This is a genomic window from Janthinobacterium sp. FT14W, from assembly GCF_009208755.1.
In the GTDB taxonomy this organism is placed as follows: domain Bacteria; phylum Pseudomonadota; class Gammaproteobacteria; order Burkholderiales; family Burkholderiaceae_D; genus Janthinobacterium; species Janthinobacterium violaceinigrum.
This window is the reverse complement of record NZ_WFLL01000034.1, coordinates 24,031-38,140: the sequence shown is the minus strand read 5'-3', so window position 1 is coordinate 38,140 and position 14,110 is coordinate 24,031. Positions and strand designations below refer to the sequence as shown.

Sequence of the window (14,110 nt, the reverse complement as noted above, 5' to 3'; positions counted from 1 at the left end):
AAAATGCTCACATGTATGTGTATTTTTCTACGGCAGAAAAATTAAGCTTCACTTAGGCAAGACTATGCAAAGCGGCCCCGTCCAAACTTGGGGTTTGCCGTTTTTTCGTGGTATAAAGCAAGCCAGATATGATTTCAGGCATTCCAGAATGAATCGTGGTTTTTATACCATCATGGCGGCGCAGTTCTTTTCCTCGCTGGCCGATAACGCCCTCTTTTTTGTCGCCGTCGATTTATTGGTGTCCATGAAATCCCCGGCGTGGATCACGCCGCTGCTCAAACTATCGTTCGTGCTGTTTTACGTGCTGTTGGCCGCTTTTGTCGGCGCCTTCGCGGATTCATTGCCAAAGGGCAAGGTCATGTTCATCGCCAACATGGTCAAGATCTTCGGCTGCGCCCTCGTCTTCTTCCACGTGCATCCGCTGCTGGCCTACGCCGTCGTGGGTTTTGGGGCGGCCGTGTACTCGCCCGCCAAGTACGGCATCCTGACGGAACTGTTGCCGCCGGAAAAATTGGTGGCGGCGAATGGCTGGATCGAAGGCTTGACCGTTACTTCCATCATCCTGGGCACCGTCATGGGCGGCGCGCTCGTCAGCGGCCACGTGTCCGACATGCTGCTGTCCATCGATATCCCGCTGATCGACACGGGCATCACCAACAAGACGGAAGCGGCCTTGTGCGTGGTGGTCGGCATCTACGCACTGGCGACCCTGGCCAACCTGAAGATTCCCGATACGGGCTGCGTGTATCCGCACCAGGAACGCAATCCTATCAAACTGATCACCGATTTTGCCAATTGCTATTCCATCCTGTGGAAAGACAAGCTGGGCCAGATCACCCTGGCCGTGACGACCCTGTTCTGGGGCGCCGGCGCCACCTTGCAGCTGATCGTGCTGGAATGGGCCAAGCAATCCTTGAACATGCCCTTCGACAAGGCGACCAGCTTGGTGGGCGTGGTCGCCATCGGCGTGGCCGCCGGCGCCGTGCTGTCAGCCCGCTTCATTCCCCTGCGCAAATCGCTGACCGTCATTCCGCTGGGCATCGCCATGGGCGTGATCGTCATGATGATGACGCAAGTGCATTCCGTATGGATCGCCTACCCGCTGCTGATACTGATTGGCGCCCTGTCCGGCTTTTTCGTCGTGCCAATGAATGCCCTGCTGCAACACCGCGGCCACGTGCTGATGAGCGCTGGCCACTCCATCGCCGTGCAGAACTTCAATGAAAACCTGTCTATCCTCACCATGCTGGCCGTGTATTCGATCATGATCCGCCTGCACCTGCCGCTGAACATCATCATCACCCTGTTCGGCCTGTTCGTTGCCGGCACCATGTACATGATCATGCGCAAACACAAGTTGAACCAGGCCGAGCACGATAATCTGTCCTTGATTGGCGAGCAAAAACATTAAACCCAGCAAGGGCTGGGGTCAGACCCTCAGGGTCTGACCCCGGATTTCGTTTTGGGTTGAGCGTTTTACATCCGACAACCTGTCCTTGATTCGCGTGCAGCAGCATGAACTTCGAGGTCTGGCCTGGCGGGTCAGTCCCCGGCATTACGCAGGTAGCGCGCCCGTTATTCGCCGCGCGGCAGCCTGCTCCGTCCAGTCATGGGGCACGACGAATCCTCTCTCGCGCTCCACTTCCCAGCCTTCGACAGTATCCACCGTGGCCACCATCACGGGTTGCGCCAGATCAAACAACTGCGCGCGCAAGGCATCCACGTCCAGCACCTCCACGTCGCGCCCCTTGAATGGCGCCAGCCATTGCAGGCGCGGCAGCACGACATAGCGCTGCGCCGGCAGTTGCGCCGGCGTGCACCAGAAGCCGTGTCCGTGATCGTGGGAAATACCGTCCAGGGCGGGCGTGGCGCCCGCCGCATAGAACAGCCAGCCCTTGACCAGCGCCTGCGCCGCGCGCACGGGCTGCGCCAGCAAGCCTTGCGCGGCCGGATGGCGGGACAAGGCCAGCTGCTTGTCCAGGATCTTGCGCATCTTCAAGCCCAGGGTATCGGCCAGGTTGGGGCCGATCAAGTGATTGAAGACGCCGGGATCGGGCGCGCCTTCGAGCAGGTAGAACTTGGTGGCAAATTCCCAGTGCAACAGGGAATCTCCATCACGCAGCAGGAAATCGAACTCGCCCACCGTGTCGTTGCGGTTCACCTGCACTTGCAAGCCATGCGCTTGCAGCAGTCCATGCTGCGCAAAATAAAAGGCCAGCAGCTTTTCAGCATACAGGCCCAGGCGGGAATAGAATTTCGGCCCCAGCGCCGCATCGAGCGGCGACGGGTCCTCTTGCAGCGCCCCCAGCCAGGCGGCAACGGAAGGCGTGACGGGCGCGAGGCTGGCGATGCGCCCGCCCCAGTGGGGACTGGCCGGGTCCAGCAAGTCGGGCGAATCGAGCAGCCAGGCCAGCGCGCGCACGCGGGGGTGCGTCAGGTGGCCCCAGCGGCGCTCGAAGCGGGCCTGGAAAGCGCCGGCGGCCCCGTCAATCACCGTGCGTGCTTTTCGCCAGGCACAGGTCGGCCCAGGCGCGCGCCTTGGCCTTGCCCGTCTCGTCCTGCAGCAACATTTCCGGGTGGAAGGTGGCAACGACGGAAGCATGGCCCAGCTGGCGCACGGTGCCGCGCACGGGTTTCTCGCCGGGATTGATGCCGGCGGCGGCCATCGAACCCAAGGTGACGATGGTGCGCGGCTGCAGCAGGGCCAGTTCGCGCTCGAAGTACGGACGACAGGCGGCCGACTCCGATTCCGTGGGCAGGCGCTCCTGGCCCGCCTCGTCGAGCGGACGGCATTTCAGCAGGTGGGTGACATACACATCGCGGCCGGCATCGACTTCGATGGCTTTCAGCATATTGTCGAGCAACTTGCCCTGTTCGCCCGGCAAGGCGCGCCCTTCCCGTTCTTCCGCGCGCGACGGGCTGCTGGCCAGCATCAGCCAATCGCCCTGGCGGTCGCCACGGCCCATGACGACGCCCTTGCGCGTCTTGCACAAGTCGCAGCGCGCGCACTTGGCGACGGCCGCCGTCAAGCCATCCCAGTCGAGGGCGGCGATATCCGTATCGCTCAGCTGCCTGGCGGGCGGTGGCGGCGGTGCATCGTCGAACCAGGCCGTGTCGTCAGGCGCCGCGGCGGCGGGCGCTGGCGTAGCGGCAGGGACCGGCGTGGCGGCGGCGACGGGCGCAGCGGCAACGGCGGCGGGCGTCTCGGCCCGCACCTCGGCAACGACCTCGGCGGCCATCGCCACGGCCACTTCGCTCACTGCTTCCAGCGCTTCGGCCACAGGCTGCGCCGCGGCAGCTTGCAGGTCCACGGGAGCCGCGACGGCAGTGTCAACGGCCTCGGGCGCGGCGCCGTGGCGCAAGCGCCACAATGGTCCCACGCCCATTTCATCGAGGAAAACGGCGCTGCGGCTCATAAGGTATAACGCATCACGATGGCGTCCTCACGTTGCGAGTTGCTGGCCGGATAGTATCCCTTGCGCCGGCCTATCTGTTCAAATCCGTAGCGCTGGTAAATATCGAGCGCGCGCACGTTCGACGGGCGCACCTCCAGCAACATCGATTCCATGCCCAGCTGGCGCGCGCAGGCGCAGGACTGCTTCAGCAGGAAACGGCCCAGGCCCTGCCCCTGGATGGCGCCCTCGACGGCCACGTTCAGCAAATGCGCCTCGTCGACGACCAGCATCAGCAAAAAGTAGCCGAGCAGGGTGCCGTCCACGTCGCGCAGCACCCAGGCCGGATAGCCGCTCTTGAGGGAATCGACGAAGTTGCCATGCGTCCAGGGATGCGGATACACACGCTGCTCCAGCGCCAGCACCTCCGACAGGTCCGTCTCCAGCATCGGCTGATAGTCGAGGCGCAGCAAGTCCCATGCCGCACTGCCGGCCTGCGTCACTGCGTCCTGGCCCGCCACACTCATTGTGCCGACTCCGCAGCGGCCTTGGCCTGTTGCATGTCGAGCCGCTCCGCGCTCGTGTAGGCGATCTTGTTGCGCAAATACAAAGGCTGCGCATCGGCCGCCTTGACGAAATGGCCGGCCGCAAAGGCGATGCGCGCCAGCTGGCCCACCTGCACGGCGTGCGGCATGATGGCGGCGTCGGCAGTCGCGGCGCACGGCAGCGGGGCCAGGGCGTCCGCATAGGCGCCAAAACCGTTGCCGCAGCCGACGACGTCGCCCTGCGGCAGCACACCGGCCGGCGCGCTCAGGGCCGGCGGCAACACGGCTTGCAAGCCATCCTGGTAATCGTATTGCGCCCAGTACACTTCGCCCATGCGGGCGTCGAGCACGGTCACGATGCGCCGCGCGCCATGCTGCTGGTGGCACGCCAGCGCCATGGCGTCCAGCGTGACGACGGGCACGACGGGCAGGCTGGCGCCGTAGGCCAGGCCCTGGGCGATGCCGCAAGCCGTGCGCACGCCCGTAAACGAGCCGGGGCCGGAGCCGTAGGCGATGGCGTCCACGTCCGCCAAGGTCACGCCCGCTTCGGCCAGCAATTCCTGCACCATCGGCAAGATCGATTGGGAATGGGTGCGCACGCCCGACGAGGCGCGGGACAGGACGACATCGCCGCGCAGCAAGGCGCAGGAGGCGAGTTCGGACGAGGTTTCAATGGCAAGTAAGGTGGGAAGTAAGGTAGACATAGCGTATTTTACCTTGCCGCGCCATGGCGCGGCACTCCCCGCTGCGGCATGCCCGGACAAGCCGGCCAGCCATCCGGCCGACCCCGCTTGCACAGCGGGCCCGCGAGGACGGCTATAATGAAAGACGCAGCTGATTATTTGACCGGCATCAAGCCTGCCGCGCCAAGCAACGGTTCAGTCATTTTCAGCCCTTATTTTCAGCCCTTATTTTCAGCCATTACCAAGTCATTACAAGTTCAGTCATTGCCAAGCCACATCGTCTTTCCACTCTTGCCCTGGTCCGTTCCGTGAATCCACTTCTTGCTAAACTGCAACCATATCCATTTGAAAAGCTGCGCCAGCTGTTTGCCGGCGTGACGGTCAATCCCGACTATGCACCCATCAGCCTGGGCATGGGCGAACCCAAGCACCCGACGCCAGCCTTTATCGAGCAGGCATTGGTCGACAATATTCACGGCCTGGCCAGCTATCCGACCACCATCGGCTCGGAAGCCTTGCGCGGCGCCATCGCCGGCTGGCTGGAACGCCGCTATGGCATCCCCAAGCTCAATCCTGCCACGCAGATCCTGCCCGTGAACGGTTCGCGCGAAGCGCTGTTTGCGCTGGCGCAAACGGTGATCGATCCATCGGCCGGCTCGCTGGTGATCAGCCCGAACCCGTTTTACCAGATCTATGAAGGCGCGGCCTACCTGGCCGGCGCCGCACCGTATTTCGTCAACTCCGACCCGGCGCGCAATTTCGGCTGCGACTACGACAGCGTGCCCGCTTCCGTGTGGGAAAAGGTCAAGCTGCTGTTCCTGTGCTCGCCGGGCAACCCGACGGGCGCCGTGCTCACCCTGACGGACTGGGAACATTTGTTCGCCCTGTCCGAACGCTACGACTTCGTCATCGCCGCCGACGAGTGCTATTCCGAGATCTACCACGGCGACACGCCCCCGCTGGGCGCGCTGCAGGCGGCGCACATGCTGGGCCTGTCCACCATCGAGCGCCCGTATGCGCGCCTGGTGGTGTTTTCCAGCCTGTCGAAGCGCTCGAACGTGCCGGGCATGCGCTCGGGCTTTGTCGCCGGCGACGCGGAAGTGCTGAAAAAATTCCTGCTCTACCGAACCTACCACGGCGGCGCCATGAGCCCTGCCGTGCAGGCGGCCTCCGTCGCGGCCTGGAACGACGAAACCCATGTCGAGGAAAATCGCGCCAAGTACCGCGCCAAGTTCGACGCCATCACGCCGCTGCTGCAATCGGTGATGGACGTGCAATTGCCGGACGCCGGCTTCTACCTGTGGGCCGACGTCAGCCGCACGGGCCTGTCCGACACGGAATTCGCGCAACGCCTGTACGCCGAATATAATGTCACGGTATTGCCTGGCAGCTACCTGGCGCGCGACGCGCACGGCATCAACCCGGGCCGCAACCGCATCCGCATGGCCCTGGTGGCCGAAACGGCCGAAGGGCTGGAAGCGGCCTTACGCATAGTAAAATTCTGCCAGCAGCTTTCCGCATCCGCCTCAATCAACTAAACAAGACATCATCATGAGCCAACAACTGCAAAACATCATCGACCAGGCCTGGGAAAACCGCGCCGAGATCAATCCGGGCAACGGCACGGCCGAGCTGCGCGACGCCGTCTCCCACGTCATCAACGGCCTGGACAACGGCAGCATCCGCGTGGCGGAAAAGACCTCGGGCGACTGGGTCGTCAACCAGTGGGTCAAGAAAGCCGTGCTGCTGTCGTTCCGCCTGGAAGACAACATCGTGCTGCCATCGGATGGCACGATGCAGTTCTACGACAAGGTGCCGACCAAGTTCGCCAACTACACCAAGGAAGACTTCGCCAAGGGCGGCTTCCGCGTGGTGCCGCCAGCCGTCGCCCGCCGCGGCAGCTTCATCGCCAAGAACGTCGTGCTGATGCCGTCCTACGTCAACATCGGCGCCTACGTCGATGAAGGCGCCATGGTCGATACCTGGGCCACCGTCGGCTCCTGCGCGCAGATCGGCAAGAACGTCCACCTGTCCGGCGGCGTCGGCATCGGCGGCGTGCTGGAGCCCATGCAAGCAAACCCGACCATCATCGAAGACAACTGCTTCATCGGCGCCCGCTCGGAAATCGTCGAAGGCGTGATCGTCGAAGAAAACTCCGTCATCTCGATGGGCGTGTACATCGGCCAGTCGACCAAGATCTACGACCGCGCCACGGGCGAAGTGACCTACGGCCGCGTGCCGGCGGGCTCCGTCGTGGTCTCGGGCAACCTGCCTTCGGAAGACGGCAAGTACTCGCTGTACTGCGCCGTGATCGTCAAGCGCGTGGATGCGAAGACCCGCGCCAAGACCGGCATCAACGAACTCTTGCGCGGTATTTGATCACTGCGCAGTGAAGTATCGGCAATACCTGAATGTCCCGCCCCGGCGGGACATTTTCGTTTCTAGAACGCAACTTCAATCGTCCTGCAGCCATCTCCCATCCTGTCCTATACTGGATGGCATGAATACTCCTCCCGTATTGATCGTCGGCGCCGGTCCTACCGGCCTCATGCTTGCCTTGCGCCTGGCGCGCCATGGCGTCGATTGCCGCATCATCGACAAGAACAGCGGACCGGGCCAGGCGTCGCGGGCCATGGCGGTGCATGCGCGCACCCTGGAGTTTTACCAGCAGCTGGGCTTTGCCGACGAGCTCGTCAGCCTGGGGATCAAGATCAACGCCATGCACATCCACGAAGGGGGCGAGGAGCTGGTGAAACTGGCGCTGGGCGAGATCGGCGAAGGCCTGAGCCCCTACCCTTTCGTGCTGAGCCTGCCCCAGGACGAGCATGAACGCTTTCTCATCAGCAAGCTGGCGGCGGCCGGCGTGCATGTGGAATGGAATGCGGCGCTGGACCTGTGGACGCAGGACGATAGCGAAGTGCAAGCCATCGTGCTCAAGGATGGCGAACGGCAATATTGCACGTTCGACTATATCTGCGGCTGCGACGGCGCCCGCAGCAAGGTGCGCGAGATTGCCGGCTTCGACTTTTCCGGCGGCACCTACGACCACCTGTACTACGTGGCCGATGCGCAAGTGGCCGGCAACAACACGGATCTGCACGCCCACCTGGGCGCGAACTCGTTTGCGCTGATGCTGCCCGTGCGCACCAGCGGCATGCAGCGCCTGATCGGCATCCTGCCCGACCGCCCCGATGGCGCGCCGGCCCCCGTCTTCGACGACGTGCGGGAACAGGTGCAAGCCTTGCTGGGCATCCAGGTCGAGCATGTAAACTGGTTTTCCACGTATAAAGTGCATCATCGGGTGGCGGGCCAGTTCCGCGCGCGGCGCTGCTTCATCCTCGGCGACGCGGCCCATTTGCACAGTCCCGTGGGCGGCCAGGGCATGAACACGGGACTGGGCGACGCCGTCAACCTGGCCTGGAAGCTGGCGCAAAAGCTGCACGGCCAGAGCAACGACGCCCTGCTCGACACCTATGAAAGCGAGCGCATCGTGTTTGCCCGCAAGCTCGTCGCCACCACCGACCGCGCCTTCCAGGCCATCGTCGCGCAAGGCATCGCGGGGCAATTCCTGCGCCGCTGGCTGGTGCCCCATGCGCTGCCCTTCCTGTCCGGCTTTGGGCGGGCGCGCCGCCTGCTGTTCCAGACGGTGTCGCAAATCCAGATCAGCTATGAAGACAGCGCCCTGTCCGCGGGCCATGCGGAATATCTGCGCGGCGGCGACCGCCTGCCGTGGTTCTCCGATGGCACGCAAGACAATTTCACCGCCCTGCGCAGCATGGATTGGCAATTGCACATCTATGGCGAAGCGGCACCGGAACTGCTGGACGAGGCGCGCGTGCTGAAGCTGCCCGTGCATTGCTACACCTTCAATGTCGCCGCCAAGCTGGCCGGCCTGGGCCGCGACGCGGCCTACCTGATACGCCCCGACGGCCATATCGCGCTGGCCCTGCACCTGCAGGAAAGCGGCGCCCTGCGCGCCCTGGCCCTGCGACTGGGCCTGCATTTCGGCCCGGCGGAGCCAGGCAAGACGGCGCCGCGGCCCGTCTAGGAAAAATTCCGGGGACATGTTGCAGCGCCGCATCGAGTAGCGCAACGACTGTATAATGGCGGCTAACATCGCATATCGCGCCAGCGCAAGCGCCGCGATCAAGCGAACCGCATTCATTCCCCGTTAGCCCGACCACTATGACCATTACACTCTACGGTATCCCCAATTGCGATACCGTCAAAAAGGCCCGCACCTGGCTGGCCGCACAGCAAATCGAGTTTACCTTCCACGACTTCAAGAAGCAGGGCCTGGAACGCGCCACCGTCGAAGCATGGCTGGCGCAACTGCCGTGGGATGTGCTGGTCAACAAGAAAGGCACGACCTGGCGCGCCCTGTCCGACGAACGCAAGGCGTCCACCGTCGATGCGGCCAGTGCTTTGGCCCTGATGCTGGAAAATCCGTCCATCATCAAGCGCCCCGTGCTGGACAAGGATGGCCTGTTCAGCGTGGCGTTTTCGGATGCGCAGTACAAGACCATTTTTTCAGTTTAAACCCGACACCTGCAAGGCTGGGGTCGTACGGGGACGCCGAGTCCCAAGGGTACGCCCCCGCTCTACACCATGACCATCTCCAAAACCCTCGCCCTGACCGAAAAACTGATCGCCCTGTCCTCCGTCACGCCCGACGACAAGGGCTGCCAGCAGCACCTGATCGATATCCTCACGCCGCTGGGCTTTGTCTGCGAAACGATACAGTCGAACGACGTCACCAACCTGTGGGCGCGCCGCGGCACCACGTCGCCCGTGTTCGTCTTTGCCGGCCATACGGACGTGGTGCCCACGGGCCCCGTCGAGCAGTGGCGCTCGCAGCCCTTCATCCCCACGCACCGCGACGGCAAGCTGTACGGCCGTGGCGCGGCCGACATGAAGACCTCGATTGCCGCCATGGTGGTCGCTTGCGAGGAATTCATCGCCGCCACGCCCGGGCACACGGGCTCGATCGCCTTTCTGATCACCAGCGACGAGGAAGGCCCGGCCACGGACGGCACCGTCATCGTCTGCGACAAACTGAAGGCACGGGGCGAACAGATCGACTATTGCCTGGTGGGCGAGCCGACGTCGAGCGCGCAACTGGGCGACATGATCAAGAACGGCCGCCGCGGTTCGCTGTCGGGCCGTTTGACGATCAAGGGCGTGCAGGGTCACATTGCCTACCCGCACCTGGCGAAAAACCCCATCCACGAAGCGGCGCAGGCGCTGGCCGACCTGGTCGGGGAGCAATGGGATGCGGGCAACGAGTACTACCTGCCGACCACGTGGCAAATGTCCAACATCAATGCGGGCACGGGCGCCAACAACGTGATTCCGGGCGACATGGTGATCGACTTCAATTTCCGCTTTTCCACGGCCAGCACGGCGGAAAGCCTGCAGCAAAGAGTCCACGCCATCCTCGACAGGCATGACCTGCAGTACGATCTGCAATGGACCTTGAGCGGCCTGCCCTTCCTCACGCCGCGCGGCACCCTGTCCGATGCGCTGTCCGCCGCCATCGAGCAGGAAACGGGCATCGTGACGGAGCTGTCGACCACGGGCGGCACCTCCGATGGCCGGTTTATCGCGCAGATCTGCCCCCAAGTGATAGAATTCGGGCCGCCCAATGCCAGTATTCACAAGATCGACGAGCACATCGAACTGCGCCACATCGATCCCCTGAAGAATATCTACCGGCGCACCCTGGAGCATTTGCTGCCCGTCTGAACCTGAATACCGAGGCCCGTCACGGCGGGCCAGAACACCGTCTTTTCGAGAATGCCATGACCCCGAACCCGTTTTCCACGCCACGCGACCTGCTGCGCTACGCCGTTACCCGTTTTAATACCGCCAAGCTGTTTTTCGGCCACGGCAGCGCCGAAGCGTTCGACGAAGCCGCCTATCTGGTCCTGCACACGTTAAAGCTGCCGCTCGACCGGCTGGAACCTTTCCTCGACGCCAAATTGCTGCCGTCGGAAGTGGTCAACGTGATGACCGTCATCGACCGCCGCAGCATCGACCGCGTGCCGGCCGCCTACATCACCAAGGAAGCGTGGCTGGGCACGTATAACTTCTACGTGGACGAGCGCGTGATCGTGCCCCGCTCCTTCATCGCCGAGCTGATCCCCGAGTACTTCTCGCCCTGGGTGCCGGAACCGGACGCCGTGGAAAACATCCTGGAACTGTGCACCGGTTCGGGCTGCCTCTCCATCATGATGGCCGACGCCTTCCCGAACGCCGCCGTGGACGCGGTGGACATTTCCGCCGACGCGCTGGCCGTGGCCAAGCGCAACGTCGACACGTACAAGCTGCAGGACCGCGTCACCCTGATCGAATCGGACCTGTACGCAAACGTGCCGGCCAAGAAATACGATTTGATCATCAGCAACCCGCCGTACGTGAATTCCGCGTCGATGGGCGCCCTGCCCCAGGAATACCTGGCCGAACCGCAAATCGCCCTCGACGGCGGCAGCGACGGCATGGACCTGGTGCGCAAGATCATCGCCGGCGCGGCCGAACGCCTGACGGACGACGGCATCCTGATGATTGAAATCGGCAACGAACGCGCCTACGCGGAAGCGGCCTTCGGCGAGCTGGGCCTGACCTGGCTGACGACGAGCGCCGGCGACGACATGGTGTTCCTGCTGACGGCCGAGCAGTTGAAGCTGGCCTAATTGACTACCGGGGTCAGTCCCTTCAGGATCGACATTCGTCCCTCTGGGACAAATGTCCCCGCCGGGTCTGACCCCAGCCTCTACAAAGAAAAAAATGATACGTTTCCTACAAGTAAGCCTGATGCGCGGCATCAAACCGTTGCTCGAACAAGTCGACGTCACCCTCAATCCGGGCGACAAGATCGGCCTGATCGGCGCCAATGGCGCGGGCAAATCGAGCCTGTTCGCCATGATGCGTGGCGAATTGCACCCTGACCAGGGCGAGATCGATTTCCCCGCCAAGTGGCGCGTGGCTTACGTGGCGCAAGAAACGCCGCCGCTGGACCGTGCAGCGCTCGACTACGCGATCGACGGCGACGTCACCCTGCGCAAACTGGAAGCGGAACTGGCGCGCCTGGAATCGGAACCGGCCACGTCGGAAAACGGCATCGCCATCGGCGAGATCTACAGCGCGCTGGCCGATGCCGACGCGTACACCGTGCAGTCGCGCGGCGAGCAATTGCTGCTGGGCCTGGGCTTCACCCTGGACCAGATGCAGCAACCCGTGGCCAGCTTCTCCGGCGGCTGGCGCATGCGCTTGAACCTGGCGCAAGCGCTGATGTGCCCGTCCGACCTGCTGCTGCTCGATGAACCGACCAACCACCTGGATCTGGACGCCATCATCTGGCTGGAAGACTGGCTGAAGCGCTACGCGGGCACCTTGCTGATCATTTCCCATGACCGCGACTTCCTCGACGAAGTGGTCAACGTGGTCGTGCACATCGACGAGCGCAAGCTGAAGCGCTACTCGGGCAACTACTCGAGCTTCGAACGCCAGCGCGCGGCGCAGATGATCCTGGCCGCCGGCGCGCTGGAAAAGCAGCAGCGCAAGCGCGCCCACCTGGAATCGTTCGTGAACCGCTTCAAGGCGCAGGCCTCGAAAGCGCGCCAGGCGCAAAGCCGCATGAAGGCGCTGGCGAAGATGGAAGAGCTGGCGCCATTGCGCGCCGCCGCCGAATTCTCGTTCGAATTCCGCGAGCCTTTGAGCGCCCCGAACCCGCTGCTGGTGATGGAAGACGTCGATGCGGGCTACAAGATCGAGAACGAAGCGACGGGCGCGGTCACGCATAAAACCATCGTCAACGGCATCAAGTTTTCGCTGCAGATCGGCCAGCGCATCGGCCTGCTGGGCCAGAACGGCGCCGGCAAATCGACCCTGATCAAGACCATCGCCGGCGAACTGATGCCGTTGAGCGGCGACGCCACCATGGGCAAGGGCCTGAACATCGGCTACTTCGCCCAGCACCAGGTGGAAATGCTGCGCCATGACGAATCGCCGCTGTGGCATCTGGCGAAGATCGCCCCCACCGTGCGCGAGCAGGAACTGCGCAACTTCCTGGGCGGCTTCAACTTCCCCGGCAACATGGTCACCGCCTCGATCGCCCCGTTCTCGGGCGGCGAAAAAGCCCGTCTGGCACTGGCCCTGATCGTCTGGCAGCGTCCGAACCTGCTGCTGCTCGATGAACCGACCAACCATCTGGATCTGGAAACGCGCGAAGCGCTGACGGAAGCGCTGGCCCAGTTCGAAGGCACCCTGGTCGTCGTTTCCCATGATCGCCATTTGCTGCGCGCCACCACCGATGAATTCATCATCGTTGCCGACGGCAAGCTGCAACCGTTCGACGGCGACCTGGACGACTACAAGGACTGGCTGTTCAAGACCAAGCTGGGCAAGGGCACGGACGTGCTGCCGGCCGCCGGCAAGGCCAACAAGACCGACTTCCCGGTGACGTCGTCCGTCCCTGCGCCGGCCGCCGCCCCTGCCGCGCCCGTGCGCGACAAGCGCCAGGAAGCGGAAGACCGCCAGAAGGCCGCCGCCCTGCGCAAGCCGATCGAAAACAAGATCAAGCGCCAGGAAGAGCAGATCGCCAAGCGCAACGCGCAAAAGGCGGAAACGGAAGAAAAGCTGGGCGAGCCGACCATCTACGACGCGGCCAACAAGGCCAAGCTGAAGCAATTGCTGGCCGACCAGACCTTCTTCACCAAGGACCTGGCGCAGCTGGAAGCGGAATGGCTGGACTTGCAGGATCAGCTGGAGAAACTCGGCTAAGGCCAAACACCAAGACGACTCATCGGGTCGTCTTTTTTTTAGGCCACCTGCATCGGGCTGGCGCTGCGGATCGCCATCAGGCGGTCGATGTCGACGAGGATCAGCCGGCGTCCCGCCACCGTGCCCAGGCCCAGCAAGTAGTCCGCTTCCGTCTCGCCCAGGCCGGGCACGGCGGCGATGTCGGCGGGCGCCAGGCTGACGATATCGGTGACGCCATCGACCACCATGCCCATCACGCCATTGCTCAGCTGCAGGATGATCACGTCGGTGGACGGGTCGGGTGCGCCCTGGGCGCTGCCGAACGCGGCGCGCATGTCGACGATGGGGATGATCACGCCGCGCGACACGGCCACGCTGTGCAGCACTTCCCCTTCCGAGGAAAAACGGTCGAGCTCCTTGAGCGGGCGCAATTCCCGCACGCAGCGGTAATCGAGGCCGTATTCCAGGCCGCCCAGCCGGAAGCTCAAGTACTGCGTCAGGTAGTGCGCGGTGCCGGCTTCGGCCGTTGCTGCGGCGCCAGGCGTAGTCGTGGGCTGCATGATGATCCTTTCATCCGGTAAGCGCTGCCAGGATGCGCAGTGGCGCAACGATGCAACTTTGGCCCCATGCTAACCAGCATCGCCCTGGGCGGCGTTGAGAAAGCGCAACTTTCCCGGAAGACATCACTGCCTGCCGCCACGGCCTTGCGCCGGCGCAGTCCCGCGCCACT

14 protein-coding genes are annotated in these 14,110 nt (G+C 63.6%); 9 read left to right on the top strand and 5 right to left on the bottom strand.

Translation table 11 applies throughout. From position 1 onward, the window contains the following. The first annotated feature begins 148 nt into the window (after nucleotides 1–148). Nucleotides 149–1,411 (top strand): lysophospholipid transporter LplT, encoded by a 1,263-nt coding sequence (lplT, locus tag GCN74_RS20595; RefSeq protein ID WP_152258396.1) that lies wholly within the window; start codon nucleotides 149–151, stop codon nucleotides 1,409–1,411. A gap of 144 nt (nucleotides 1,412–1,555) precedes the next feature. On the opposite strand, the gene GCN74_RS20590 is transcribed toward lplT, so the two are convergent. The 4 genes from GCN74_RS20590 to tsaB are packed head-to-tail and all read right to left on the bottom strand — an operon-like array spanning nucleotide 1,556 to nucleotide 4,641. Then, nucleotides 1,556–2,491 carry a DUF1853 family protein gene (locus GCN74_RS20590; protein ID WP_226939141.1) on the bottom strand — a complete coding sequence of 312 codons (936 nt, stop codon included), beginning with the start codon at nucleotides 2,489–2,491 and terminating at the stop codon, nucleotides 1,556–1,558. Next, nucleotides 2,487–3,416 carry a uracil-DNA glycosylase gene (locus tag GCN74_RS20585; protein ID WP_152258394.1) on the bottom strand — a complete coding sequence of 310 codons (930 nt, stop codon included), beginning with the start codon at nucleotides 3,414–3,416 and terminating at the stop codon, nucleotides 2,487–2,489. The genes GCN74_RS20590 and GCN74_RS20585 overlap by 5 nt, the downstream gene beginning before the upstream one ends. Further along, nucleotides 3,413–3,919 carry a ribosomal protein S18-alanine N-acetyltransferase gene (rimI, locus tag GCN74_RS20580; protein ID WP_152258393.1) on the bottom strand — a complete coding sequence of 169 codons (507 nt, stop codon included), beginning with the start codon at nucleotides 3,917–3,919 and terminating at the stop codon, nucleotides 3,413–3,415. The genes GCN74_RS20585 and rimI overlap by 4 nt, the downstream gene beginning before the upstream one ends. Next, nucleotides 3,916–4,641: a tRNA (adenosine(37)-N6)-threonylcarbamoyltransferase complex dimerization subunit type 1 TsaB gene (gene tsaB, locus GCN74_RS20575; protein WP_193317181.1), complete on the bottom strand. Its 726-nt coding sequence runs from the start codon at nucleotides 4,639–4,641 to the stop codon at nucleotides 3,916–3,918. Before tsaB ends, rimI begins: the two co-directional genes overlap by 4 nt. 117 nt (nucleotides 4,642–4,758) lie before the next feature. Here tsaB and GCN74_RS28855 point away from each other — a divergent pair, with 117 nt between their 5' ends. The 8 genes from GCN74_RS28855 (at nucleotide 4,759) to GCN74_RS20540 (ending at nucleotide 13,401) form a co-directional block, all read left to right on the top strand. After that, nucleotides 4,759–4,932, top strand: a complete 174-nt coding sequence (locus GCN74_RS28855) for a hypothetical protein (protein WP_193317180.1) — start codon at nucleotides 4,759–4,761, stop codon at nucleotides 4,930–4,932. Beyond that, complete coding sequence (dapC, locus tag GCN74_RS20570) at nucleotides 4,929–6,158, top strand: succinyldiaminopimelate transaminase (protein ID WP_152258392.1); 1,230 nt, start codon at nucleotides 4,929–4,931, stop codon at nucleotides 6,156–6,158. The genes GCN74_RS28855 and dapC overlap by 4 nt, the downstream gene beginning before the upstream one ends. A 13-nt stretch (nucleotides 6,159–6,171) precedes the next feature. Next, on the top strand, nucleotides 6,172–6,999 hold the full coding sequence (gene dapD / locus GCN74_RS20565) for a 2,3,4,5-tetrahydropyridine-2,6-dicarboxylate N-succinyltransferase (protein WP_152258391.1): 828 nt from the start codon (nucleotides 6,172–6,174) through the stop codon (nucleotides 6,997–6,999). 121 nt (nucleotides 7,000–7,120) lie between these two features. Further along, nucleotides 7,121–8,668, top strand: a complete 1,548-nt coding sequence (locus tag GCN74_RS20560; RefSeq protein ID WP_152258390.1) for an FAD-dependent monooxygenase — start codon at nucleotides 7,121–7,123, stop codon at nucleotides 8,666–8,668. A 137-nt stretch (nucleotides 8,669–8,805) separates the two neighbouring features. Continuing rightward, nucleotides 8,806–9,159, top strand: coding sequence for an ArsC family reductase (locus tag GCN74_RS20555; protein WP_152258389.1), 354 nt, complete (start codon nucleotides 8,806–8,808; stop codon nucleotides 9,157–9,159). A 75-nt stretch (nucleotides 9,160–9,234) separates the two neighbouring features. After that, nucleotides 9,235–10,365 carry a succinyl-diaminopimelate desuccinylase gene (gene dapE / locus GCN74_RS20550; protein WP_193317185.1) on the top strand — a complete coding sequence of 377 codons (1,131 nt, stop codon included), beginning with the start codon at nucleotides 9,235–9,237 and terminating at the stop codon, nucleotides 10,363–10,365. A gap of 56 nt (nucleotides 10,366–10,421) precedes the next feature. After that, nucleotides 10,422–11,312, top strand: a complete 891-nt coding sequence (prmB, locus tag GCN74_RS20545) for a 50S ribosomal protein L3 N(5)-glutamine methyltransferase (protein ID WP_152258387.1) — start codon at nucleotides 10,422–10,424, stop codon at nucleotides 11,310–11,312. A 94-nt stretch (nucleotides 11,313–11,406) separates the two neighbouring features. Then, nucleotides 11,407–13,401 (top strand): ATP-binding cassette domain-containing protein, encoded by a 1,995-nt coding sequence (locus GCN74_RS20540; RefSeq protein ID WP_193317179.1) that lies wholly within the window; start codon nucleotides 11,407–11,409, stop codon nucleotides 13,399–13,401. A 38-nt stretch (nucleotides 13,402–13,439) separates the two neighbouring features. On the opposite strand, the gene GCN74_RS20535 is transcribed toward GCN74_RS20540, so the two are convergent. Then, nucleotides 13,440–13,940, bottom strand: coding sequence for a chemotaxis protein CheW (locus GCN74_RS20535; protein WP_152258386.1), 501 nt, complete (start codon nucleotides 13,938–13,940; stop codon nucleotides 13,440–13,442). Nucleotides 13,941–14,110: the final 170 nt, after the last annotated feature.

What these genes read in the sequence shown, in the direction of transcription:
- lplT (WP_152258396.1), top strand. Translation starts at nt 149, where the DNA reads ATGAATCGTGGTTTTTATACCATCATGGCGGCGCAGTTCTTTTCCTCG.
- GCN74_RS20585 (WP_152258394.1), bottom strand. Translation starts at nt 3,416, where the DNA reads ATGAGCCGCAGCGCCGTTTTCCTCGATGAAATGGGCGTGGGACCATTG.
- rimI (WP_152258393.1), bottom strand. Translation starts at nt 3,919, where the DNA reads ATGAGTGTGGCGGGCCAGGACGCAGTGACGCAGGCCGGCAGTGCGGCA.
- tsaB (WP_193317181.1), bottom strand. Translation starts at nt 4,641, where the DNA reads ATGTCTACCTTACTTCCCACCTTACTTGCCATTGAAACCTCGTCCGAA.
- GCN74_RS28855 (WP_193317180.1), top strand. Translation starts at nt 4,759, where the DNA reads ATGAAAGACGCAGCTGATTATTTGACCGGCATCAAGCCTGCCGCGCCA.
- dapD (WP_152258391.1), top strand. Translation starts at nt 6,172, where the DNA reads ATGAGCCAACAACTGCAAAACATCATCGACCAGGCCTGGGAAAACCGC.
- GCN74_RS20560 (WP_152258390.1), top strand. Translation starts at nt 7,121, where the DNA reads ATGAATACTCCTCCCGTATTGATCGTCGGCGCCGGTCCTACCGGCCTC.
- GCN74_RS20555 (WP_152258389.1), top strand. Translation starts at nt 8,806, where the DNA reads ATGACCATTACACTCTACGGTATCCCCAATTGCGATACCGTCAAAAAG.
- prmB (WP_152258387.1), top strand. Translation starts at nt 10,422, where the DNA reads ATGACCCCGAACCCGTTTTCCACGCCACGCGACCTGCTGCGCTACGCC.
- GCN74_RS20540 (WP_193317179.1), top strand. Translation starts at nt 11,407, where the DNA reads ATGATACGTTTCCTACAAGTAAGCCTGATGCGCGGCATCAAACCGTTG.
- GCN74_RS20535 (WP_152258386.1), bottom strand. Translation starts at nt 13,940, where the DNA reads ATGCAGCCCACGACTACGCCTGGCGCCGCAGCAACGGCCGAAGCCGGC.